We start from the raw sequence: 24,756 nt of genomic DNA, 5'->3' as shown, positions 1-24,756 counted from the left end.
CCTTAGCAGTGATTGTCTTTATTACTGATGTTTTTTATTAAATTTTAAAAACCAAATGAAACGTGACTTTACTTATTGGTTTAAATGATAATTTTTAAATAACTGTTTTGAGCCATTATCTTAAACTATTGCTTTAAGTATCGATTAACACGGGCTTCCGCTGCTTTATCTGACCACCAATAATCGATACCGATCGCATTGGTCGGCAGCTTTGCAGTATGACGATATTGATTCCAGTAGGCAACATTGGTGCTAGATTTGCCGTATAAAGGGACTAAATAATGTCCTGCCCGTAGCAGGCGATCAAGTACGTGAGTATATAAGACGATCTCATCGCGACTCTTAGCGTCGCCCAGTTTTTTAATAACACTGTCAATCGCTGGGTTTTTAATACCTATAGTATTATGATTGCCTGCTTCCTCAGCGGCAGCACTGCCCCAAAAACCCACTTGCTCAGCGCCAGGCGATAAGCTCTGATCAAATTTATCAACTATCATGTCATAGTCAAAACGGCGTATGCGCTCGTAATATTGCGGCCCATCGACTTGACGTAAGGTTGCATCAAAGCCCAAACGCTTTAGATTACGAATATAAGGCAACAGCACGCGCCCCATGGTATCGCCCATCATCAAAACCTCAATTTGAGCAAGCTTACCGTTTGGCTGATACAACTTCATATCTTGATAATAAAAACCCGCATCTAGCAATAGCTGCCGCGCCTTTAACAACCCCTCACGATTAAAGCCGCTACCATCGCTGGTTGGCAATCGCCATTCGTCTAGTACCGCTTGCCGCTGAATCGGTTCAAGCTTGGCGAGCAATGGGCTTAATACCTGCATCTCAGCTACAGATGGCGTACCAGTAGCAGCAAGCTCTGAGCCATGAAAGAAGCTTTGCAGACGCTCATATTGCCCATGGAATAAAGTTTTGTTCATCCACTCAAAATCGTAAGCTGCCGTCAATGCTTGGCGAACGCGAATATCTTGAAAAAGTGGCCGGCGCATATTCATTACCAAACCCAACATCGGCACTGGATTTTCGCTGCTGATGGTTTCTTTATGAATCAAACCGGCTTTGACAGCGGGGAAATTGTAACCTGTTGCCCAATTAGAGGCTTTATTCTCCGGACGGAAACGATATTGCCCTGACTTAAAACCTTCAAAAGCAATCTCATCACTTTGATAATAGACAAACTTAATCATATCAAAATTATAACGACCGCGATTGACCATCAAATCCCGACCCCAATAATTAGGATCACGCACATAGCTGACCGCACGCCCCGCATCGACGCGGCCAAGTTTATAAGGACCGCTGCCCATGAGCGGCGTTAAGGTGATTTTCTCAAAATCTGTATCAATCGAAGATTTAGCAAAAACAGGAAACTGGCCGACCGTCAATAATATCTCTTTATTGTCATCAGACTTAAAAACAAACTTTACCCGCTGCTTATCGATAATCTCAATGTCTTTAATATCACCTAAATAGCTGCGGATATACATCGGACCTTTATTCAATATCGCATCATAAGTGGCTTTGACGTCACTACTGGTCACGGGCGAGCCGTCCCAAAAGCGCGCGGCAGGATTAATATGGTAAATGATCCAGCTGGTATCATCAGGATCATAGGTGACTTTATCTGCCAGCTGCGGATACATGGTAAAGGCTTCATTGAGTGAGCCCGTCATCAAGGTATCATACAGATAGTCGGTGCCAACCATCGCCACACCTGTGGTCATCCATTTATTGGCCGCATTAAAGGTGCCGCGTGCCTCAAGCGATAATGTGCCACCCTTGGGCGCATTGGGATTGGCATAAGGCATGAACGGCACGTCAATATATTCAGTGGTACTATTATGCCCAAGCGCAGTCGTAGTGATTGGCGCCGCGATACTAGCAGGTATCCAGCTGATAGTAATGGCGAGCAAGACGGCTTTTAGCATGGTATTTTTTAGCATCATGACTGTATAACCACCCTCATAACGACCCTCTACTCTAAACCAACTTGGATAAAAAATGCGCGACTGACGGCAAAATAGACGATTGACGAAATTTTATCATAACAAACTTAGGTTTTTTAACCTAATGCTTTGCAGGGTTAAGGTGGCTACATAACGCATATGCCCCTTAAAAAAATGCTAATAGGCATAAAAAAAAGACGCAGCTTATAAAGTTGCGTCTTTTGTTTTAAAACTTGTACTAGGGCGTGTTCTAACTTAAGCGTACTTTTTTTCAAAGGCAATCATAAAGTCAACCAACTGCTGTACCCATTCTAGCGGCACCGCATTATAAATGCTGGCGCGCATACCGCCGACATCGCGGTGGCCTTTTAGATTCATGAGGCCTGCCGCTTCCGACTCTTCTAAAAACACTTTATCAAGACTGCTGTCTGCCAAGGTAAACGGCACATTCATGATAGAGCGATATTTGGGGTCAACTGGATTGCTATAAAAGCTGCTGTCATCAATCGTTTTATACAATAAATCCGCTTTTTGTTGGTTAATTTTGCCGATAGCAGCAACGCCGCCCTGCTCTTCTAACCAATCAAACACCAGCCCTGCTAAATACCAAGAATACGTCGCTGGCGTGTTTGACATCGACTCTTTTTCCGCCTGATGTTCATAGTTCATCAGTAGTGGGCACCACTCACTTGCCTGCCCTAATAAATCTTCACGGATAATGACGATAATTAACCCTGCTGGCCCGATATTTTTTTGTGCACCGGCGTAAATCATGCCAAATTTAGAGACGTCAATGGGCTGTGACAAAATGCAAGAGGACATATCGGCGATAATTGGCGCATCGACTTGTGGTGGCTCAAAAATCTGCAAACCATGAATGGTTTCATTGGCGCAGTAATGGAAATACGCCGCATCTTTACTTAGGTTCCAGTCGCTTTCATCTGGCACGTTGGTAAAGTTACTGTCTTTACCCGATGCCACCACATTGACCTCGCCCAAACCCAGTTTGGCATAGCGCTGTGCTTCTTTAACCGCTTTACCGGACCAAGTACCCGTCGTTAAATAATCTGCGCGTCCACCATTTAATAAGTTTAATGGAATCGCTGAAAACTGTAAGCTGGCACCGCCCTGTAAGAACAGCACTTTATAATTATCTGGAATGTCCATGAGCGAGCGCAATTTGGCTTCCGCTTTTTCGGTAATCGCGACGTACTCTTTACTACGGTGACTCACTTCCATGACCGACATACCGCGTCCCTGCCAATCAAGCAGCTCTTCTTGAGCGCGTGCTAAGACGGCGGTCGGTATGGTGGCAGGCCCCGCTGAAAAGTTGGGTACACGGTTAGGAGCGGCTTTAGTGGTCATAATCATTATCCTAAATATGATGAAATCATCGTGGTCATTAAAGATTAAATGTTAAAGATTAAATGTTAGCGTTATTTTTTAATCTCTGTCGTAGTAGTCGTAATAATAGTAAGTGGCAAGTCTTTAATTCTGCTTTGATAACTGCTGCCAAAGCTGGCGTTTAAGGCTACTATCTTTAAGCATCTCATCAAGTGTCGGCACCGTGATAAAGTTCGGATGCTCAAGGCCGTCTGGCAACGCCGTTAACGCCGCCACTTTTATCTCTTCGCTACGACCAAGCTTAAAGATATAACCTGCAAGGCTGGCATTGGCAAGCTCAGCCGTATCCATGCCTTCACAAATCGGAAACGAGGTTGTCTCACAATTGATGGATAGCGCTTGGGTGATATTTTGCCAAAGCTTTTGGCTGTCATTATTAAGTGCTTGGATATCAACCAAAATCACCCAATCGCCATAGCGACCACCTTGTAAATCAAATGGTGCTACCTTTTTAAAGCTTTCCTCTTTAAAGCCCTCTTTTTTAAAACCACTGTCTTTAAAGCTGCCATCTTCAAAGCTTGCAACATTATTTATGTCACCAAGAGCAGTTTGCTGAACGACCGTATTTACAAGTGAGGTAACGGCGGGCTTGGAGATATCAGGGGCAGTCGAGTCAAAATGATAGATGACGGGACTTTGTGGGTCAGAATGACTTAAACCTGTCTCATTAGCGTCATCATAAGAATGATTAGACTCATCATCTACCATACCTGATATGGCATGAATATTTGGAGATGTAATATGAGAAGATTCATTATTAGAAAATTCAATGCTTGGCTGTTCAGTGCTCGTTGTAGAAGCAGTAGCATTAGAATGAGATGCAACAATGCTAGCGTTAGCTGTAACCGCATCAGGCAAGGCAGGCGCAGAAATATCCGCGATACTCAATGTCTCAGAGCTCGGCTGTACCCACTGATTGATACCCATGATCGCTAAAATCTGGCGCTGCTGCATACGATGCTGCAATACAATTAGCGGGTCTTGGATATCACTCATGCTTATTTACTATCCTACTTATCTAAAATGGATTTACAGGCTTTTATTGTCAATTAATCTGCTCAAAAAAGCTGCCGAACGCCTAACCAATGGTGGGCAAGCAAGGTCAAACAATCATACTCATCTTGACTGACTATCGTATCGTGTAACATCACTGTATGCAACGTGCTCAGCCATTGCCGGTAATCATTGTAATCATAAGGCTTATTATTAATAACATTATAATCTATTTGAGCGTCGCCCTGTTGCCTCTGTAGATAATTATCAGCACCTTTGGCTTTAAGACTAGATGATTGACTTGTAGACGCTATAAAAATAGGCACTGCTGCTATTAATGCTAATAATTGGACACTATTTAAACTTTGCGCAGTCAATAACAACCATTGCAAATTTGCCTCACTAGCGGCTGCTAAATCAATATCAATCAAACGTGCATGACGGCGTAAATCTACAAGATAATGAGCAATGCTAGCACTATTATAGCTGAGCACTGAGCTACGTAATTCGCTATCTAGTGCGGATATTATCTGCCCTTTGGCATCCTTTGATAAGCGATAAGCCAATACAGTAAGCACGGTTTTTGCGACAACATCAAGACCATCAAACACCTGCCCTGATGGGTCAAGCTGAGCATAAATATCATCCGTGCCGGCATGCAATACTTGCTGCCATTGATAGTATGGATATTGAGAGTGAAGATGCGACTGAACCTGTTTATCGTTTAATACAGTAGATAATACGGGTAGTAACTGCTGCAGCTGTAGCGCCTGCCATAACGCTAAAATCGAAGGCGAGCGACAATGGGTATCTTCTAAAGGATTTAATAATGATTGAGGCTTATTAATAGAATCATCGTTATCTATATTATCAGCAAATTTTTGACTTAAATCAGCCGTTAGGGAATTTTCAAATAGCTCAATGATACCTCGCTGATAACGCAATAGCATTGACCGACACTTTTTTTGCTGCACGTAATGTTGATGATCTTGATTACGATGACTGGCTTCATATTTTAAGCGCAACTCATTGATAGCGTTTTCTGATAAATTATGCTGGCGTAGTTGCTTTAGCGCCAATGCAATCAAAGCACTGTCTACGCGCCGATCAAGATTTGCCACTACCGCTAATAATTTATGATCGAGTGTATGCGGTAAAACTCGCGTGTTATCTATATCGACTTTAGTTTCAGCAGAAAATCTCTTATCCTCATCAAGCCCAAGCCAGATTTCAGTTAAATCATACGTTGCTGTTGTTGACAGCACATAACCCTGATGACAAAGCAGCACAGCTTCAATCAGAGCTTGCGCTCCGAGCGGATGATAACTGTGATTGAGCACATACTGCGGTAGCGATACCTTTTGTATATCTTCGATACCAATCAAGGTATCTGATGGCAAATCACTATCAGGTTTAGCTTGCCACGGCTTAAGCAGCTGATGAGTACCGATATCTTCTGCTTGCACCTGCAAACGCCCATTAATAACAACATCTTGCTCTACAACAAATTCAAGCCCACTGTCGCTCTGCAATTCATTATTTATCTCACTAGTAGAATAGGTTGCGATTTCTTTTTCGATAGCAGCTTTATGAATAGTATTTTTTTGAATAGTATTTTTTTGAATGGCATCTTCGTCAATAACATCATTGAATGTATTATTAATATTTTTATCAGTGAATTTATTTTCACTTAGGCTATTTGTTACTATCACGCCCCAATCACCCAAGCGGCGCTGCTCATAAATTTCTTTTATCTTTTGCTGATTGAGACGTTTTTCTTTAGCCACTTGCACGGCGAAATCGTGATAAGCGTTGGCATTGATGGCACTCATACGCTCGCTTAAACTTGGATGCGTGGCAAACCATGATACGTCACCCAAATCGGCACCACTACTGGCAAAAAAGAAATGACTTAATCCATTGATATCGGCGATGCCAGTTAAGCGCGAACCAAGCGCATCTTGATGAATGGCCTTTAAGGTTTCCATAATAGCCGGCGAACGTGTCAGCTGCACACTGGTCGCATCAGCAAGCAACTCGCGCTCACGGTTAAAGCTGTGTTTAATCAGCTGCGCACTGGCCATACTAGAAAAGCTCAAACCATGAATTAATAATGTCCAAATATTGCGCGGTGCTTGATTATCAAACTTATTATTATGTTGTACCCATCTTGACTGACTCTTAGCTGAAGATTGCTGGCTTTGCGACTGGTTTTGCCAGTAGGCTACCCATTCGCTATGAGTGGTAAAGTTGGCTGTCTGCGCTTCAGTGCGACGCGCATGGCTATCGATTGCTTTTTGCGGTAAAGGGTTGCTTTGATTGACCGCACTATTAATAAAAGAGCCATCAAAATAGTTTTGCTGCGTGGTTTGATGACTGACTTTATAACCAGAACCAAAATCATTAATAGAATCACTCCAGTCATAGAGTAATTGCAAACCTGCTAGTACCACCATTAGCTGTAAATTAAACGTCGCATCGCCATGCAAGATATGACCATACTCATGCCCTATCAGCCCGTATAGCGCCTCATCAGATAGTTTATCGAGGGCGCCTTGGGTGACGACGAGTACCATATCTTGGCTATGGCGACCCGCCACAAAACCATTAATGCCTTGTTCTTCAGGCAGCACATATAAAATTGGCATTCGCAAACCTGAAGCAATGGCCAGCTGCTGGGCAATCTCATAATAACGCCGATAAACAGGCGGAAAATCCCGCTCATCACGCACGGCAATCTGGCGGGCACTAAAGCGAACTTTTGATACAGGCTGATGCTGATGGGCAACTCCTTGGCTATGCTCCCAAGTGTCTTGGCTTTGGTCGATAAATAAGCGCACTGCACCCACACGTTGAGCAATCGCCCGACCACCTGCTTTTAAGCGCCTATACTCTAAAAAACTACCAACGACAAAGCTACCGATTGTCCATACGACCACCAGTATTAATACCCAATGATAAATGCCACCGGTAAATAGCGTGAGCAGCAACGCCATGACACCAAGTGCTACAGCAATATGGGCAAAGACAATCAGAAAAAATAGTCCATAAAGCAACAAGCTGCGCTGAGTACGGCTACGCTGTGCACCAAAAAAATCCATCTATTTATTTACCTAACGCTAGCTAAACACATTTAACATTATTTGAGCATCAGCCCATATCGACGACAGGTGCTTGAGCAATTACCTTTCTATCTTCAAATACCAATGGGCTAAGTGGACGAAAGCCAAAGGTTGTGCTGACAAGATTATTAGGAAACACTTCGCGGTCATTGTTATAAAACATCACGCTATCATTATAATGCTGACGGGCAAAGCCAATCCTATTTTCGGTATTGGCGAGCTCATCCATCAGCTCTTTAATCATACTATCCGCTTTTAACTCAGGATAGGCTTCTACAACCGCTGAGAATTGCCCCAAGGCTTTTGACAACATACCCTCTGCTTTGGCAAACAACGCCATATGTTCAAGGGAGTCTGGCTGATGCTTAGTAGAATCTTGCAAGCTTTGGGCATGATTACGCGCATTAATCACACGGGTCAGCGTCTCTTCTTCATGGGTCAGATAACGTTTAGCGGTTTCGACCAAATTTGGAATCAAATCGTGACGGCGCTTTAGCTGCACATCGATTTGTGCAAAGCCATTTTTTGCTTGGTTGCGGGCACGTACCAGCTTATTAAATACTGACACTCCAAACACCACGATCAATATCACCACTGCAATGAATAGCCAAACGAACATTTTCATTATCAGACTCCAAAAGGTTTTTTGTTCACAAAATTGTTATTAAAGGTTACTATATTGTATTTTAACTCATATATTTTGTTTAAAGTCTAAAATCAGACGAAATGCAGGCGAAAAAAAAGCCCTTTACAATGAAGGGCTTATTATAAGGTTTGACTCGTTCAAAGCAATATAGCAGAACTATGGGCAAATTTTAGGCAAGAAAAAGCGACTCCATCAGCACATCCTCGGCACACATTATAACTATTACCGTTGCTACCTTCCGGTCCTGGCGGGATTCATAGAACAATGTTGCGAGGCTACCAATGGAGCCACCAGTTGCAGATTATACAAGATTTTTTTATTATTACAACCCCCATTGTCAAACTGTTTGCTTTAGGCAATAGACAACCTTATCAGTACTACGTGCAAGTGACGATGTAGCCAAATTTAAACAGCAACTTAACTGACAAAATACTCATAGCAAATTGTTGATTTTTTGCTATTTTAGTCAAGGTATGTTGCATAAAAACCAATATAGAAAACACTCATATAAAAATGAGTTTTCTGACCATATCCCTCATACAACTATCATGACCATTACTAGCACTAATTAGGAGATAATTATGAAAAACACTTGGATGAACAAAGCAGCACTTGCTACGGGTACGGCCGCCCTTCTGACCGCGATGATGGGTAGCGCCCATGCAGAACCCACAGGCTACGATCAGCTGACTTTTCAAACGGAAGTCAAAGAAGAAGTCCAAAACGACGAAGTTCGCGCCACTATGTATAAAAAAGCACAGGCTACAGATGCTAAGACGCTAGCTACAACGCTTAATACTTCGATCAATAACGCCATGAAAATCGCCAAACGCTACCCTAGCGTGACGGTTAGTACCGGTCAGCAGCGCACTTATCCGCGCTATGATAAAAATGACAAAATCATTGGTTGGACAGGACAAGCGAGCATCGACTTAAAGAGCACTGACTTTGCCGCGACCAGTCAGCTGATTGCAGACTTGCAAGAGACCTTAGTGATGGAAAACCTAAACTTTGGGGTTTCTGATGCCAAAAAAGATGCGCTAGAGCAAAAGCTTATGACCGATGCTTCTCGCGCTTTTCAGCAGCAGGCTAAAAACCTGACTCGTGCATGGGATGCGCGCGGTTATCGTGTCGTCACTGTCAATCTAAATACCGGTAGCAACTACCCTCGCCCTATGTATAGCGCGATGAATATGAAAGCTGAAGCGGCGGATGCCTCAGTACCAAGCCAAAGCTTTGAATCGGGCAACAGTACCATTTCAGTGACTGCGAATGGCACGATTGAGTTAACGAAATAAACGCAGAGGTAAGTAATGAGTTAAGCATTGACATACTCCTCCACTTTCGCCAAGCTCAAGTGGGGGATTCTAAAAGCATAAGCTCTTAGGCGACATTCTCACGAATATCACAAGTTTTCTGCTTCATCGGGCGACCTTTACTGCGTCCTCCCTCCACAGACAACACGGCATGTCCTGCCGCAAGAATATTTTTAGCTGCATTCACATCAGCATTTGCTTTATGCCCGCATTTGACGCACTCAAATTTAGCCTGAGTTTGTCTATTCTCTTTGGTAATATGCTGACATTGAGAGCAGGTCTGACTGGTGTATTGCGGATTGACTTTGACAAGTAATCCGCCTGTCCAATGCTGCTTGTACTCAAGCATATCAATCATCATGCCCCAGCCTTGATCCAAAATGGATTTATTCAATCCTGACTTGGCTTTGACGTTGCGCCCATGCTGAGTAGCAGAGCCACTAGCAGATTTCGACATATTGGCTACTTTTAAGTCCTCACAAGCAATCATGGCGTGGTTTTTGCTGATTGTGGTGGTGATTTTATGCAAGTAGTCATGGCGGATATTGGCAATATGATGGTGTAATTTTTGAATCTTACGGTTCTGCTTTTTCCAGTTTTGACTGAATAAGACTTTTCTACTTAATTGGCGCTGTAATGCGGCCAGTTTAATTTGATTGGCTTTAAAGCTGTTTTTGGGTTTGATGTGCTGACCGTCTGAGGTAGTAATCAGTTTAGTGATGCCTAAATCAATACCTATGGCGCTTTTAGAGGGGTGAATTGGGTTTTGATCCATTTCTCGCTCACACCCAAAAGACACGTACCAGTGCCCTGATTTCTTGCTGATGGTGATGTTTTTAATGGTGCCGATGATGTCTTGCGATTTTCTAAATTTCACAAAGCCCACGCCATTAGGTAGTTTGACGCGATTACCCTCAACACGGCAATATTTATCAAACTGAACCAAGCGCATGGAGTCGCGGCGGTCAATTTTACGTTTCCACTGCGGCATCAGGGGTCGTAATTGAAGCTCAGTGCCATCAAGCAACTTAAAGGATTTGGGCTTTTTAGGTTTCTTCTTATTTTCTTCGTATCGGGCATGGACTTTAGGGTCGAAAAACCTTGACCAAGCCGATGCCAAGTCACGAATCTTTTGCTGCAAGGACACCGCATTTGATTGAGATTTTAAAAAAGAAAAATCAGGATTGTTCTTTAAATCAGTTATTTTATTGACCAAACTGGTGGCATTAATATACTCATTTTTAGCAAACATCTCAAATGAGATCGCTAGTATTTGATTCCAAACAAAACGTGCAGAGCCGACAAGACTATTTAGAATAATCTGTTGCTCTGCATTAGGCTCAAGCCTAAATTTATATGCTTTATTGATTTTCATGGAATAGTCTTGGCGAGTTTATTAATATAATAATGCTTAATAAGCATACCAAATTCACGGTCAGGATTTGTAAATAAACAGTAACAATGAGGCGAAATTCACCTCCACCCTAATGTCCGATGGAGTCCTCTTTCGCGGTTTGATAGATATTATTACTAACTTCTACCAATAAGGGCAATCACTGCTTTCAGTGACTGCCCTTATTTTATGTCTAGCAATTATTGTTAATGGACTGCCGCTATCTTTTCACTGTTAACCTTTCACTACTAGCCTTTAACACAATGACTCAGAGTTATTTTTTTACAGGTTCTTCAAGCGTCATGGGTGTATCAACTATGGGTTTATCAACTATTGGCTTAGTAAAGGACTGCATATTTGGCTGTTTGCCATCTTGACGCAGTTTTAATAGTACTTTTTGGTGCCAAGGTAGGCGCTGATACGCCAACAGCTGCTCTGCCAATTTTTTATTTTTTTGCAAGGTTTGCGTGTTTTGAATGACGTAGACGGTACGCTCGACCTGTTTTGCTGCCTGCCCTTTTTTATCTTTTATCACCGCTTTGATATTATGCGTGCCTGGCAAGATATCAACAGTTGCAATCGAAGCGCTTAAACCCTGCGCCACCTCGTTGCCATCTAAGTAAATGCTCACACTATCGCCCACTTGTAGGGCTGGTTTTACTTGCACCTTGACATCGATGCTTTGTACCGGACGACGATACGCCCGCTCTTCGCTAGGCTCTGTTATCGTCAGCTGATAATTAATGGGTGCTTTATTAGCGGTTTTGTTACTGTTAGCAGTGGTGCCAGTGGTATTAGCGGCAGCAGGCGCTTGGGCGGTATTGACAGGCTGATTGTTGGCATTACTGGTTTGACTAGAACTATTTGCACCCACACTGTCGCTGCCAGTCATGACGCTGGTTTGGCTAATTTGTTTGCCAGCTTGCTGTTCGTAGTTTTGCGGACGGTCGGTAAAGGTCACTTGACCGGTCTTTTCATCGACAACTTTATAAATAGCAGCAGCATTTGCCATCGGCGCGTAAAGGCTTGCGGTGCTAATAATCAGCCCTGTCAGCAAACTTACCGACAACCCTTTATTTAAAAAAACAGTACTTTTAAATGATGAACTCATAATCAATCAGCCTAAAGCGATTTGTTATTAATATATAGACGTAACCATTATGCGATATTTTTGCCATTAAATCAGTAATGACTTTACACTAAATTTAACAATTAAACGTCTACTTTAATTGCCCACAAAAAAACCAGCTAAATATAATTTAGCTGGTTTTTCTTATTTAAAACAATTGAGCCTATTAATTATTAATTAGCAGCTATAGTACAAATCAAACTCAACAGGATGGACGGTGATATTGACACGTTGTACTTCTTCTTCTTTCAAAGCAATAAACGCTTCTAGCATGTCTTTAGTGAACACATCGCCTTTTAACAAAAACTCGTGGTCGTCTTTTAGCGCCTGTAGTGCAACATCTAGACTCTCTGCAACCGTTGGGATTTGTGCTTCTTCTTCTGGTGGCAAGTCATATAAGTTCTTGTCAGCCGCTTCACCTGGATGCATCTTGTTTTGGATACCGTCAAGACCTGCCATCAATAGCGCAGCAAATGCCAAGTATGGGTTCGCCGTTGGATCAGGGAAGCGTGCTTCGACGCGTACTGCTTTTGGACTGCTCACGTGCGGAATACGGATAGACGCTGAGCGGTTTGATGCAGAATACGCAAGCTTGATAGGTGCTTCGTAATGCGGTACCAGACGCTTGTAGCTGTTGGTCGATGGGTTGGTAATCGCATTCAGCGCACGAGCATGCTTGATGATACCACCAATGAAGTACAATGCTGTCTCAGACAGACCAGCATACTCATCACCAGAGAACGTGTTTACGCCATCTTTTGAGATCGACATATGTACGTGCATACCTGAACCGTTGTCACCAACGATTGGTTTTGGCATAAAGGTCGCTGTTTTACCAAACTGGTGCGCCACGTTATGGACAACATATTTCAATTGCTGAACTTCATCCGCTTTACGTACCATCGTGTTGAATGCAACACCAATCTCAGACTGGCAAGAAGCCACTTCGTGATGATGAACTTCTACGCGGCCTTCACCAACGATCTCTTCGATACGCTCACACATGACAGAACGCATGTCTTGTGAGCTATCAACCGGTGGTACTGGGAAGTAACCGCCCTTAACGCGTGGACGATGCGCCATGTTGCCCCACTCGTATGTCTCGTTGGTTGACCAAGCCGCTTCTTCAGCAGTGATCTTGTGGCTCACGCCAGACATATCAACTGACCACTTAACATCATCAAATACAAAGAATTCAGGCTCAGGACCAAAAAAAGCGGTATCACCAATACCCGTTGATTTTAAGTATTCTTCGGCCCGGCGAGCAATAGAGCGCGGATCACGGTCATAGCCTTGCAGCGTTGATGGCTCGATGATATCGCAGGTCACGACGACTGTAACGGCATCAAAGAATGGGTCGATAAAAGCAGTTTCTGGGTCAGGGCGCAAAATCATATCTGAGGCTTCGATACCCTTCCAGCCAGCGATAGATGAACCATCAAACATTTTGCCGTCTTCTAGCACTTCTTCGTCGATGGTAGAGGCAGGAAAACTGATGTGTTGCTCTTTACCGCGAGTATCGGTGAAACGGAAATCGACCCATTTGGCATTGGATGATTCGATAAGATCAAGTAATTTGTTCGACATGGAAAGTTTCCCTTATGGTTAACATGGTAATAGAATTGTAACGTAGAATGAAAATTTTAGACGGAAAGTTTTTTTAAAGTTGTTTTTTGCTTAAAGCCTAGCTGATTTTCTGGCGTTAAGCTTTAAGTATTTTTATGAGCCAAATAAATGCAGGTGCTATTTTAGCAACATCTGGCCAATAATGCTGAACTCTTCAAATGCATCTTGGTAAATAATATTACATCGCTTTAATAGCGAGCTATTCACACCTATAAGAATTGCAGCTACTATGCCAACTCATCTTCGGGCCATCAAGTTTTTAAAATTTCCAAAGGCTGAAAGTAATAATTATCTTCAATAAATACAAACATTTACGTAATATAAATCTTTTATATTAAAGCGTTATTTGCATAGCAATTATTATGTCTAGCTAGCAAACTCAAAGATTAATATATTAAATAACGTCCCATAACAGTGCAAACTTTAGAAGTTTTAACTTAGTAATGCACCTCTATAGGGCATTTATTGCTATCAGCGTGCAACGGCGCTACGTTTGATAGATAACGAAATAGTGTTAAGATAACAGCGTTTAAAATCACATCGCTGTTGAACCTATTAAGTCAAAGATACTAAGCTAAAAACACCAAGCTCAAGACACTAAGTTAAAGTTAAAAAGACTAAGTTGAACAAATAATGATTTTGATGATCGATAATTACGACAGCTTTACCTACAATATTGTACAGTACTTCGGTGAATTGCAGCAGGACATCAGAGTTTGGCACAACGATGAAATCAGTATTGATGAGATTAAAGCACTTGCGCCAGATGCCATTGTTATTGGTCCCGGCCCCTGTGACCCTGACAGTGCTGGTATCTCGCTAGAGGTGATTGCGACCTTTAAAGGCATTATCCCGATATTAGGCATTTGCTTGGGTCATCAGGCAATCGGCCAAGCCTTTGGCGGTAAAATCGTCAAAGCAAGCGCAGTCATGCATGGGCGGTTATCGGCTATTTATCATAATGGTCAAGGCGCTTTTACCAACTTGCCAAATCCAGCCCAGTTTACCCGTTATCACTCATTGGTGATTGAGCAGGCAAGCTTACCCGACTGCTTTGAAGTTAGCGCTTGGACTCAAAATGCTGATGGCAATATCGAAGAAATTATGGGCATTCGCCACCGCGAGTTTGCAATTGAGGGCGTACAGTTTCATCCTGAGTCGATTTTAAGCGAAGCGGGTTATCAGCTACTGAATAACTTTTTACAAACGCATCAATTAGCAGTTTTGTCCTCAGATAATTTACCAAAAGTAGGATAAGTGCTTTAAAAGACGAACCCACTTTTTAATCCAATGAATGTATTTAAACGACAACTATAAAAGATAATAATAAGTGAGAATATTATGACCGCTGCCGCTATGCAGGACAAAAAATCAATCATGAATCAAGATAAGCAAAGCCTGCAAAATGCTGAGAGCATCAATCAGCTGCCAGATGAGAGTATTCATAAGCTTCTGACCACCGCATTAGGCAGGATTTTTCAGCATATTGATTTGACCTTTGATGAGATGTATCAAGTCATGCTCATCATCATGCAAGGCAGATGCAGCGATGCCATGATGGGCGCGATTTTGACGGGCCTGCGGATGAAAGGCGAATCCATCGATGAGATTACGGCTTCAGCCAGTGCGATGCGTGACTTAGCTGCCAATATCAGCCCAAAAGACTGTCATTATATGGTCGATATCGTCGGTACTGGCGGCGATGGCGCTAACTTATTTAACGTATCGACAGCCGCTGCCTTGGTCGCAGCCGCAGCAGGGGCACAAGTTGCGAAGCATGGTAACCGCGGCGTTTCGACCAAATCTGGTAGCTCAGACTTACTTGAGCAAGCCGGTATTAGCCTAACCTTGACACCAGAGCAAGCGCAGCAGTGTATTGAGAATCAAGGGATTGGCTTCTTATTTGCACCCAACCACCATAGCGCAATGCGTTACGCCAATCCGGTACGCCGTGAGTTAAAAGCGCGGACGATTTTTAATATCTTAGGTCCACTGACCAACCCTGCTGGCACGCCAAATCTGGTCATCGGCGTCTTTACCGCCCAGTTATGTGAGCCTTTGGCAAAAGTGATGAAAAATCTGGGCGCGCGTCATGTAATGGTGGTCGGTGCCAAAGATGGTTTGGATGAAATCAGTCTTGCAACTTCAACCACGGTAGCCGAGTTAAAAGACGGTGAAATCTCTGTTTATGAGATGATGCCAGAAGATGCGGGTGTCGAGTCACAAACCTTAATTGGCCTTGATGTCGATTCCCCATCACAGAGTCTTGAGCTGATTCGTGCCGCTTTATCAGGTGAAGATACTAATGACCGCGCTGTTCTAAAAGCCCGTGATATGATTGCCTTAAATGCCGGAGCTGCGATATATACCGCAGGACTTGCCAGCAACTATCCGAATGGCGTGAGCCGCGCCCAAAAAGTCATTCAAAATGGTGACGCTTTGATTAAGCTTGATGACTTAGCCAAATATACGCAGCAATTAGCTGACCAAGCTTAATAAGCTAAATGCCTAAAATTAATAAGAAATACGTGGCTCATAACCTTATTAATCGCAACTATGTATGCAGCCTTAATTTATTAGCCTAATTGTTACCCTAATTTTTTTACCAAATAACGGAATATAGCCATGACCGCCAAGCCAAAATCAGACACCGCGATTCCTTCAGTGTTGCAGCGTATCGTCGCCACCAAACATGAGGAAGTTGCTGCTGCTCGGGCGGCAGTATCGCTTGAGGCATTAAAGTCTCAAGTTGCTGCTGATACAAAGCCCCGTCGCGGTTTTGCCAATGCTTTACGCAACGCCGATATTGGTGTCATTGCGGAGATTAAGAAAGCCTCGCCGTCTAAAGGAATTATTAATCATAACTTTGCGCCTGCAGAATTTGCTAAGCAATACGAACAAGCGGGAGCCAGTTGTCTGTCGGTGCTCACCGACCGTGATTATTTCCAAGGAGATGACAGCTACTTAATCCAAGCGCGCGAATCTTGCAGCTTGCCGATATTGCGCAAAGATTTTATGGTAGATATTTATCAGATTTACCAATCTTACTTAATGGGCGCTGATTGTATTTTATTGATTATGGCCTGTCTTGATGACGCGCAAGTACAAGAGCTGCATGCGCTAAGCATTGAGCTGGGTATGGATGTGTTGATTGAAGTTCATACAGCAGATGAGCTTGAGCGTGCGCTACAGTTGCCACGTTCAGCGCATAATATTTACGGTATTAATAATCGCGATTTAAATACCTTTTATGTCGACTTACAAACGACGCTTGATTTAAAAAATACCCTGCTGCGCGAATTGGCTATCGATGATGCGCTCGCTGCCAACCCCAATGACCGTCTAGAACGGCCGCTTATTGTCACCGAAAGTGGCATTCATAGCAGTCATGATATTCGTTTGATGCTCAATCATGATATTCAGCATTTTTTAATCGGCGAGCAGTTTATGAAGACCGATCATCCCGGACAAGCGTTACAATCCTTACTTGCGAGCGTCGCAGCACAGGCGTAAAGTAGACCACATCTATTTTATGTACGATATAAATTATTAAATCACTCATTCACTCACCAACGATACGTTAATTATTATGTCAAACTCTCTGTTTTCAAAAGAAATGCAAGACCAATTAAAAGAGCTTAAAGGGCAACTGAGTAAAGGTCGCGATACCAATTCACCAGAAGGTGAAAATGAAAAACCAACCGAACCTGTCTCGCTCTTGACCCAAAAACAAGTCAAAAAAACGGTCAAGCAATTAGATAGCGAACATATCGACGACGATAAAGTGCTATTTATGCAAGCGATGCATGGCGTCAACCAACTAAAAGACAAAAATGTACGCACACCTGCCAACGCCTCTAAAGCGGGTAAGCCTGACGCTGCAACGCTTTCAAAACGTGCGGCTGCTCAAGGGAGCGAAGCTGGTGATTTGGGCGCAGGCTTGTCAGATATGCAAGCGCTATTAAACCCTGTCGCCGGTGAAGCTTATTTGTCTTATAAGCAGCCGACCTTACAAAACAAAATCTTTGATCAGCTTAAAAAAGGTAAGCTACGCTGGTATGATGCGGTAGACATCCATGGTTGCACCATTGAAGAAGCGCGCGATGCAATGACCCAACTGCTCAGCCAAGCCAAGCAAAACAATGAAACTGTGGTAAAAATCGTCCATGGTAAAGGTTCTGAGGCTATTTTAAAAACCTGCGTCAATGGTTGGTTACGTCAACTGCCAGAAGTACTGGCATTTTGCTCGGCTCCGCCGAAAGATGGTGGCAATGGTGCGGTACTGGTACTACTTAAAAAAACCCAGACCGATAAAGAATAAAATTATAGATCGAAAAAAAGGACTGCCACCATGCAGTCCTTTTTTATATCAAAGGTTCACCCTCTCGTTGTGTAGTCGCGCTTTGATAAATCTTCCTATCATTTTGCTGCATATTTTTTAGTAAGTGATTTCTCTATGAATATACAAATCATCGAAAACAAACAAGAATTAAAAGCACATATCAACGCTTTGATTGCTCTCGAACCAAGATTTGCGCCTGTTTATGAGCAAGTAGGTGTGCCTGATTTACGCCATAACGCGGGCGGCTTTACGCAAATAATGAGAGCGATGGTTGGACAGCAGTTATCAGTCGCAGCGGCAGCCAGTATATGGCAACGCTTGGTAGAGGCAGGCTTGACGACGCCATCAGCGATTCAAGCAGCGACAGACGAGGATTTACGGGCGCAGGGGCTCTCTAAGCAAAAAATTCGTTATACGCGCTCTTTGGTCGAGCACGATATAGATTTTGCTGCCTTAACAACCCTACCCGACGACGACGTTATCGATACCCTGACTGCTGTGGTTGGCATTGGACGCTGGACCGCTGAGATGTATCTGCTATTTTCGTTACAGCGCGCTGATGTGCTGGCAGTTGATGATCTAGCCATTAAAGTCGCAGCGATGGAATTGTTAGATTTAGAAGAGCGCCCAACGCCAAAACAATTAAAAAACCTGACCCAAGATTGGTCACCGCACCGTAGCGCTGCCAGCTTATTGTTATGGCAATATTATGGTTTTTTACGTCAAAAAACTGCTATTCCTTTATAAGCCATAGCTTTATAAATAAAACGTTCAATAAACCTTAAGCAAAATAACCACACAAAATGTTAAGGCTGATTCCATATAGAAAAACCAAATTTCTTTTTGGCGTGTTTAAACTTACCTTTTTTTAACAGACGATGTTTATGCCTTTGTAGTTTTTGCTTTTTAGTGGTGTCTTTACGAGCCTCTTTCTCACTCGTCGCACTGTCAGCGTTTTTATTTAAATCAAGCGCCTTTTGCTCATTAGCATTATCGTTATTTGCATCAGTGTCTGCTTCACTCGCATCGCTTGCGTCCACTACTTCGTTTATCGAATCATCAGTCACGGTTTCTAGCTGAGGTTGTGGCTCAAGCTCGGCTTGATTGACAATCAGCTGCTGCGTTGGCAGCGCATGCTCGACATCGTATTTTTTCACCAGGGTCAACACATCGACCAACAAGTCATCTTGCTTGCGATAAAACTCTATCGAATCGACAGCATTAATATAAGCGCGCAGTTGAATGACGTAGCAGTCTTGGCGCAGCTCCGAAATATTAGCCTGATTCCACTCCTGATTGGTCAGCTCGTGCTCGTCCAAAAATTGATCTAATTTTTTGACCATCTTAAAGACCACATCAATATCCGCATTGCGTTTGATATATAAGTTATGCAAAAAGTGAAACATATCCCGCGAGGTATAGTTTTCAATTTGCATCGATGAAAAATCACTATTAGGAACCGTCACAATCGTCCGGTTCAGTGTGCGCACCCGTGATGAACGAATACCAATATCAATCACCGTACCTGCTTGGTTGCCGAAGCTACAATAGTCGCCGATGCGTACTGGCGAATCTGCCACCACCACCACACTGCCGACCAAGTTCTCAATCGTCTTTTGCGCACCTAGTGCCAAGGCTAAACCACCGACCCCTAATGCGGCAATCCCTGTGGTCAAATCAAATCCTAAATTTCCAAAAATGACAATAACCGCAAAGATTAATAATAGCGCTTTGACCACCTTGCGCATCAAACCCAAGATAGAAACTCGCTCGGTATAGTTTTTCTTATAACTTAAATTGACCGCACGGGTAAATATCGAATCAATAACCCGCAGTAATAGCCATGTCGTCGCTACCCAAGAGGCAATGTCGGTAAAGCGCTTAATTGGTTCACGCAGTGTCACTGATATACCGGCATATACCATCACCTCGGCCAATATCAGCGCCGTGATAACGACGGTCAGTGGCAATATCACATTATTAGGTAAAGGTAACGTCTCACCTCGTAGGCGAGGATAAATCAGTTTTAATAAATAATAGAGCAGCCAAACCACGATGTAAGTAAAAATAAAACTACTGACTATAATGGCTAATGCCGCCAATATATCAGAAATCTGATAACCAAATAGCTTTTTACCATCTAATGAGTCAATGGTGTAGCGCGAAACCAGCGTCGGCTGATAATTCTCTATCACTTCTGGTATCGAGCTTAGGGTATCGTTTGAAAACTGCCAATATTGCTCGCCTTGCTTAGAGGCCACTCTTTCGAGCACCAGCGGCACGCTCTTATCACCGACATTAATCACGCCAACGTTTTCTTGGCTTGGCGGTAGCTGATCGCTTAAATTTCCCTCAGGCGTATTGTTAATTTGCAAATCAGGCTGAAAACGCCCGCCCGCATCGAGCGCTTGCTTAAATTGGCGTACCACAGTGGTTGGATTATCAGACTTGGATAAATTTAGATAATTACTGGCCAGCAGATAGTCGTTATCGCCCAACGCTTTAATAAAGCCTTGTACAGTATGGCGCGGCGTATCACGTCCGAAAGAATCGGGCACCGAGGTATTGACCACCTCTTCAGTTTGACCACCCACGCCTAATATGTTGGCTTCGGCAGCAAGCGCCTTATGTGAAAAAACCACGCTTAATACACTCAATAGCATCGCAAAGAAAAACACCGTTATCATGAGCGGCGTTTTTGTTTTTAAAGATGTAAATGATGAAGATGTCGCAGTACGAGCACTCAGATGACGCTGAATAGACAAAACAAACCTCTTAACTTTATGAATGGCAGCACAAAAAAATAAATGAAATTTGCCACTATAATAGCAATTATTAATCACAGCAATGCGTTTGATTGCATGTTTTTATTACTGTTGAAAATAGCGCTTGCCTTTACAGATGATATTTATTTAAAAGCCTAAAAAACACTGGAAATAGCTAAACAACCCAGATAAACCTCAACCATCATGAGCACCACTCAGCGTATGCTGAATAAATATTAGGACAAAGTAGTTTATAAATGTGCTGGTTTTATAGATAATAACCTTATGTAATATTCGTATTACTTTTTGTAATTTTTTACTTTTAGGCTCTCGCTTCTGTAACTTTTTACTTTGTTCAATTTGTCATTCAACTTTGGAATTAACTATGGCTTTATCTCGTTCATCTTCGACCACCTATCTTCGCTTTTGTATCTTAAGTGCTTTAGGCGTCTTTGCCATGAGTGCTACAGCTGCGACTGGTGATAGTAGCGTTATCAATCACAGCGAGTCGCCACAAGTTGAGCTTGATAAAATCGTCGTGACGGCGACGCGGACGCCAACTAAGACCAGTAATGTCATTGCCCAAACTCGGGTCATTGATAGTGAGGAATTGCAGCGTTATCAGGGTCAGACAGTATTAGAAGTTTTAAAGCGCCAGCCTGGTTTTAGTATTAAGCAAGATGGTGGCATGGGTAGCAGTAGTAACTTTTATGTGCGTGGTTATGATAGCAAACGTGTACTGATATTACTTGATGGCGTACGCTATGGCTCAATGTCCACAGGTCAGCCTGCTTTAGCATTATTACCAACAAGCCAGATTGATCGCATTGAAATACTATACGGAGCATCAGGCTCTAGTATTTATGGCTCTGATGCCATGGGCGGAGTTGTTCAAATTTTCACTAAAGGTAGCGATGTTCAACAAAGCAACTTTTCTGTTATTGCTGGCGTTGGTTCACACGATCATTACGTTTACGGTGCTAGTGCACAGTTTGCAAGTGCTCAAGGCAGCAAACTTAGCCTATCGGCTAGTCGTAACCAAACTAAGGGAATTAGTGCCCTTGAATACCAATCTGGTAATAATAAAGATGATGATGGCTTTAAAAGCAATAACTTTGCACTAAATGCAAGCATTCCTCTAACACAAAATATTAGCATTGGTGCAACAGGTCTTTTTGCCAAATCAACGACTGAATTTGATGATTTTAATAATAGCGCCGATGCAGAAATCGAGCAGGAAAACGGTGCTGTATCCGCATTTTCACAATACGAAAACGATAAGCTGACAGTACGCTTATCAGCAGGTCAGAGTTTGGATAAGTTGGATAATAAAGTTGGTGATGAATTTGAAACCAAACAGAAACAGGTTAACTTGTTAACCACCTATCAGTTACCTATAGGACAAGTACAGGCTGGTGGGGAATGGCTAAAGCAAGAAGTAGACATCAATGATAATACGCCTGCTAACGGAGTCGATAGCTATAAAATTAATGAACGTAAAATAAATAGTGGTTTTTTGGGCTATCAAGTTAATGAAAGTAGACACGACTTTCAAGCGAATGTACGTTTTGATGATAATTCTCAATTTGATGATGAAACCACGTTTGGTTTAGGCTATGCTTTTAAACTAATGCCTAACCTGCGTATTGGTACAAGCTTCGCTACGGGATATAAATCACCTTCTTTAAATGACTTATACGTTGAAAGCTCATATTATGTACCGAATGAAGATTTAAAAGTTGAGAAAAGCAAAAACATAGAGTTATTTGTTGAATCAAACACCAATTTTCAAAATACACGGTTAACTGGCTTTAATGGTGATGTTGATAATCTCATTAACAATGAATTTGACGAAGCTACTGGAAAATTCCAAGCACGGAACGTGGATGAAGCTAAACTGTCAGGCTATAGCTTCACCTCGGACTGGCAATTGAGTAATGTTCTATTTGGTGGACATTATACATATACAAATGCCGAAAATCGTTCGGAAGTCAATAAAGGTAAACAGTTAGTATTTCGTCCTGAGCATACTGGGCTTATTTACGTAGGCTATCAAGCAACTGATTTCGATATTCGTACCGAAGCCGAGTATATTGGCAAGATACATAACTCAGCAGACAATAGTACTTTTATGGATGACTATACACTACTTAATATTAGTGGTAATTATTACCTTAGCCCAAATCTAACATGGACAAGCCGCATCAACAACTTAACTAACGTAGATTACTCAACTAATGAAATTTTTGGGGAATATGGTTCACGTTACAACCAAGATGGTATCAACTTCTTCACCTCACTCACCTATAACTGGTTTTAAGCTTATTTGGTAAGAACCAGAACTTATATATAAATAATCAAGGCTATCGATCGATGGCCTTTTTTATGACGCAAGCACTTACGATTTTCCGCAGCCAATAGGTGACAAATTAATCCTCATCAATTACAATAACGACCTCCGAGAGGTGTTGCACCATAATAAATCTTATTGCATATAAGCTTTATCGCTTTGCAAATCATTTGTTATGTTAGGCTCGGTTAACTGTTTATGACCATTTTGGGTTACGAACAGCGCAAATAACGGCACCTGCGTTTTTATTCTTTTTATCTATTAACTGATAGGAGCATATTATGGACGCAGTGTCTAACACCCCATCTGCCCATATGATCGACCCCTCTTTCACTGACTATAAAGTCGCCGACATTAGCCTTGCTGATTACGGTCGCCGTGAAATCACCCTAGCTGAAGCCGAAATGCCTGCCCTGATGGGTTTACGTCGTCGCTACGAAGCCGACCAGCCGCTTAAAGGCGCAAAAATCGCTGGCTGTATCCACATGACTATTCAGACGGCTGTTCTCATCGAGACGCTTGTCGCGCTAGGTGCAGAAGTACGCTGGACCTCATGTAACATCTTCTCAACCCAAGACCATGCTGCGGCAGCAATTGCTGCTGCTGGTATCTCTGTTTATGCTTGGAAAGGCGAAACCGAAGAAGAGTACGAGTGGTGCTTGCGTCAACAAATCCACGTTGGCGGCGAAGCGTCCGGTCAGCTTTGGGATGCAAACTTAATCTTGGACGACGGCGGTGATTTGACTGCTTTGATTCATAACGATTATGCCCAAATGCTTGATAACATCCATGGTATCTCCGAAGAAACTACTACAGGTGTCCATCGTTTGGTTGAAATGCTGGGTAAAGGTACGCTAAAAGTACCGGCTATCAACGTTAACGACGCGGTTACCAAGTCTAAAAATGACAATAAATACGGCTGCCGTCATAGCTTAAATGACGCCATCAAACGTGCTACCGATATGTTCCTTGCCGGTCGCCGTGCGCTAGTCATCGGTTATGGCGATGTGGGTAAAGGCTCTACCCAAAGCTTACGTCAAGAAGGCATGATCGTACGTGTATCAGAAGTTGATCCTATCTGTGCTATGCAGGCTTGTATGGACGGCTATGAAGTATTGTCACCTTACATCAACGGCGATAACACCGGCGGCGCAGAAAACATCAACACCCGCCTGCTAGAAGATACTGACTTAATTGTTACCACTACCGGTAACTATCACGTTTGTGACAAACATATGCTAGCTGCGCTAAAGCCGGGGGCGGTTGTTTGTAACATCGGTCACTTCGACACCGAAATCGACACGCAGTTTATGCGTGACAACTGGCGCTGGGTTGAGATTAAGCCGCAAGTGCATCAAGTGTTCCGCTCGGATGACGAGAACGATTATTTGATTTTGCTTGCTGAAGGTCGCTTGGTGAACTTAGGTAATGCCACTGGTCACCCATCACGCGTGATGGATGGCTCATTTGCTAATCAAGTATTGGCACAAATGTACTTGTTTGAAGAAAAATTCGCTGAGCTGCCAGTCGATGAGCGCTTTGATAATTTATATGTCAAAGTGTTACCGAAAAAGCTCGATGAAGAAGTTGCGGCGGCGATGGTTGCTGGTTTTAACGGTACATTGACGAAACTGACTGAAAAACAAGCCGAGTATCTAGGCGTACCTGTCGAAGGTCCGTTTAAGCCTGACGCTTATAAATACTAATAG

At 42.8% G+C, this 24,756-nt stretch carries 17 protein-coding genes and 1 other RNA gene; 8 read left to right on the top strand and 10 right to left on the bottom strand.

Going from position 1 to position 24,756, the window contains the following annotated elements; genetic code table 11:
• Positions 1-125: 125 nt before the first annotated feature.
• The 6 genes from IQ457_RS04035 to ffs form a co-directional block, all read right to left on the bottom strand.
• Complete coding sequence (locus tag IQ457_RS04035; protein ID WP_200662277.1) at positions 126-1,958, bottom strand: extracellular solute-binding protein; 1,833 nt, start codon at positions 1,956-1,958, stop codon at positions 126-128.
• A gap of 258 nt (positions 1,959-2,216) precedes the next feature.
• Positions 2,217-3,326, bottom strand: a complete 1,110-nt coding sequence (gene serC / locus IQ457_RS04030; RefSeq protein ID WP_200662178.1) for a 3-phosphoserine/phosphohydroxythreonine transaminase — start codon at positions 3,324-3,326, stop codon at positions 2,217-2,219.
• 123 nt (positions 3,327-3,449) lie between these two features.
• Positions 3,450-4,361 carry a DNA polymerase III subunit psi gene (locus IQ457_RS04025; protein WP_200662177.1) on the bottom strand — a complete coding sequence of 304 codons (912 nt, stop codon included), beginning with the start codon at positions 4,359-4,361 and terminating at the stop codon, positions 3,450-3,452.
• A 62-nt stretch (positions 4,362-4,423) separates the two neighbouring features.
• A complete protein-coding gene (locus IQ457_RS04020) occupies positions 4,424-7,459 on the bottom strand; it encodes a M48 family metalloprotease (protein WP_200662176.1) in 3,036 nt (1,011 codons plus the stop codon).
• A gap of 49 nt (positions 7,460-7,508) precedes the next feature.
• The gene (locus IQ457_RS04015; protein ID WP_200662175.1) at positions 7,509-8,105 is read right to left on the bottom strand and encodes a LemA family protein; all 597 of its coding nucleotides are present in this window, start codon (positions 8,103-8,105) and stop codon (positions 7,509-7,511) included.
• 208 nt (positions 8,106-8,313) lie between these two features.
• Positions 8,314-8,410, bottom strand: an RNA gene (ffs, locus tag IQ457_RS04010) — signal recognition particle sRNA small type.
• A gap of 297 nt (positions 8,411-8,707) precedes the next feature.
• On the opposite strand from ffs, the gene IQ457_RS04005 reads away from it, so the two are divergent.
• Complete coding sequence (locus IQ457_RS04005; RefSeq protein ID WP_200662174.1) at positions 8,708-9,424, top strand: SIMPL domain-containing protein; 717 nt, start codon at positions 8,708-8,710, stop codon at positions 9,422-9,424.
• 85 nt (positions 9,425-9,509) lie between these two features.
• Here the strand turns inward: IQ457_RS04005 and IQ457_RS04000 are convergent, their stop codons facing one another.
• The 3 genes from IQ457_RS04000 to glnA all read right to left on the bottom strand — a co-directional run bounded on the left by IQ457_RS04000 (position 9,510) and on the right by glnA (position 13,551).
• A complete protein-coding gene (locus tag IQ457_RS04000; protein WP_200662173.1) occupies positions 9,510-10,817 on the bottom strand; it encodes an RNA-guided endonuclease InsQ/TnpB family protein in 1,308 nt (435 codons plus the stop codon).
• A 292-nt stretch (positions 10,818-11,109) separates the two neighbouring features.
• The gene (locus IQ457_RS03995; RefSeq protein WP_200662172.1) at positions 11,110-11,946 is read right to left on the bottom strand and encodes a DUF4124 domain-containing protein; all 837 of its coding nucleotides are present in this window, start codon (positions 11,944-11,946) and stop codon (positions 11,110-11,112) included.
• A 195-nt stretch (positions 11,947-12,141) separates the two neighbouring features.
• Positions 12,142-13,551, bottom strand: a complete 1,410-nt coding sequence (gene glnA / locus IQ457_RS03990) for a type I glutamate--ammonia ligase (protein ID WP_200662171.1) — start codon at positions 13,549-13,551, stop codon at positions 12,142-12,144.
• Between the two features lie 672 nt (positions 13,552-14,223).
• On the opposite strand from glnA, the gene IQ457_RS03985 reads away from it, so the two are divergent.
• The 5 genes from IQ457_RS03985 (at position 14,224) to IQ457_RS03965 (ending at position 18,679) form a co-directional block, all read left to right on the top strand.
• Positions 14,224-14,847 (top strand): anthranilate synthase component II, encoded by a 624-nt coding sequence (locus tag IQ457_RS03985; protein WP_102076345.1) that lies wholly within the window; start codon positions 14,224-14,226, stop codon positions 14,845-14,847.
• 120 nt (positions 14,848-14,967) lie between these two features.
• A complete protein-coding gene (gene trpD / locus IQ457_RS03980) occupies positions 14,968-16,086 on the top strand; it encodes an anthranilate phosphoribosyltransferase (protein WP_102076347.1) in 1,119 nt (372 codons plus the stop codon).
• A gap of 129 nt (positions 16,087-16,215) precedes the next feature.
• On the top strand, positions 16,216-17,103 hold the full coding sequence (gene trpC, locus IQ457_RS03975) for an indole-3-glycerol phosphate synthase TrpC (protein ID WP_200662170.1): 888 nt from the start codon (positions 16,216-16,218) through the stop codon (positions 17,101-17,103).
• Between the two features lie 76 nt (positions 17,104-17,179).
• The gene (locus IQ457_RS03970) at positions 17,180-17,911 is read left to right on the top strand and encodes a Smr/MutS family protein (RefSeq protein ID WP_200662169.1); all 732 of its coding nucleotides are present in this window, start codon (positions 17,180-17,182) and stop codon (positions 17,909-17,911) included.
• Between the two features lie 135 nt (positions 17,912-18,046).
• Positions 18,047-18,679, top strand: a complete 633-nt coding sequence (locus tag IQ457_RS03965; protein WP_200662168.1) for a DNA-3-methyladenine glycosylase family protein — start codon at positions 18,047-18,049, stop codon at positions 18,677-18,679.
• A gap of 59 nt (positions 18,680-18,738) precedes the next feature.
• On the opposite strand, the gene IQ457_RS03960 is transcribed toward IQ457_RS03965, so the two are convergent.
• Entirely contained in the window at positions 18,739-20,691 is a 1,953-nt protein-coding gene (locus IQ457_RS03960; RefSeq protein WP_446737529.1) for a mechanosensitive ion channel family protein, read from the bottom strand.
• A 391-nt stretch (positions 20,692-21,082) separates the two neighbouring features.
• On the opposite strand from IQ457_RS03960, the gene IQ457_RS03955 reads away from it, so the two are divergent.
• A complete protein-coding gene (locus tag IQ457_RS03955) occupies positions 21,083-23,017 on the top strand; it encodes a TonB-dependent receptor plug domain-containing protein (RefSeq protein WP_200662167.1) in 1,935 nt (644 codons plus the stop codon).
• Positions 23,018-23,361: 344 nt separating this feature from the next.
• Positions 23,362-24,753 carry an adenosylhomocysteinase gene (gene ahcY / locus IQ457_RS03950; RefSeq protein ID WP_198327866.1) on the top strand — a complete coding sequence of 464 codons (1,392 nt, stop codon included), beginning with the start codon at positions 23,362-23,364 and terminating at the stop codon, positions 24,751-24,753.
• The last annotated feature ends 3 nt before the right edge of the window (positions 24,754-24,756 follow it).

The sequence above is a fragment of the Psychrobacter sp. M9-54-1 genome, assembly GCF_016613355.1.
GTDB lineage: Bacteria > Pseudomonadota > Gammaproteobacteria > Pseudomonadales > Moraxellaceae > Psychrobacter > Psychrobacter faecalis.
This window is presented reverse-complemented; position numbering and strand designations above follow the sequence as displayed.

Bases quoted from the DNA above. Each gene is read 5' to 3' on its own strand.
- IQ457_RS04035 (WP_200662277.1), bottom strand. From the start codon at position 1,958: ATGCTAAAAAATACCATGCTAAAAGCCGTCTTGCTCGCCATTACTATC.
- serC (WP_200662178.1), bottom strand. From the start codon at position 3,326: ATGACCACTAAAGCCGCTCCTAACCGTGTACCCAACTTTTCAGCGGGG.
- IQ457_RS04025 (WP_200662177.1), bottom strand. From the start codon at position 4,361: ATGAGTGATATCCAAGACCCGCTAATTGTATTGCAGCATCGTATGCAG.
- IQ457_RS04020 (WP_200662176.1), bottom strand. From the start codon at position 7,459: ATGGATTTTTTTGGTGCACAGCGTAGCCGTACTCAGCGCAGCTTGTTG.
- IQ457_RS04015 (WP_200662175.1), bottom strand. From the start codon at position 8,105: ATGAAAATGTTCGTTTGGCTATTCATTGCAGTGGTGATATTGATCGTG.
- IQ457_RS04005 (WP_200662174.1), top strand. From the start codon at position 8,708: ATGAAAAACACTTGGATGAACAAAGCAGCACTTGCTACGGGTACGGCC.
- IQ457_RS04000 (WP_200662173.1), bottom strand. From the start codon at position 10,817: ATGAAAATCAATAAAGCATATAAATTTAGGCTTGAGCCTAATGCAGAG.
- IQ457_RS03995 (WP_200662172.1), bottom strand. From the start codon at position 11,946: ATGAGTTCATCATTTAAAAGTACTGTTTTTTTAAATAAAGGGTTGTCG.
- glnA (WP_200662171.1), bottom strand. From the start codon at position 13,551: ATGTCGAACAAATTACTTGATCTTATCGAATCATCCAATGCCAAATGG.
- IQ457_RS03985 (WP_102076345.1), top strand. From the start codon at position 14,224: ATGATTTTGATGATCGATAATTACGACAGCTTTACCTACAATATTGTA.
- trpD (WP_102076347.1), top strand. From the start codon at position 14,968: ATGAATCAAGATAAGCAAAGCCTGCAAAATGCTGAGAGCATCAATCAG.
- trpC (WP_200662170.1), top strand. From the start codon at position 16,216: ATGACCGCCAAGCCAAAATCAGACACCGCGATTCCTTCAGTGTTGCAG.
- IQ457_RS03970 (WP_200662169.1), top strand. From the start codon at position 17,180: ATGTCAAACTCTCTGTTTTCAAAAGAAATGCAAGACCAATTAAAAGAG.
- IQ457_RS03965 (WP_200662168.1), top strand. From the start codon at position 18,047: ATGAATATACAAATCATCGAAAACAAACAAGAATTAAAAGCACATATC.
- IQ457_RS03955 (WP_200662167.1), top strand. From the start codon at position 21,083: ATGGCTTTATCTCGTTCATCTTCGACCACCTATCTTCGCTTTTGTATC.
- ahcY (WP_198327866.1), top strand. From the start codon at position 23,362: ATGATCGACCCCTCTTTCACTGACTATAAAGTCGCCGACATTAGCCTT.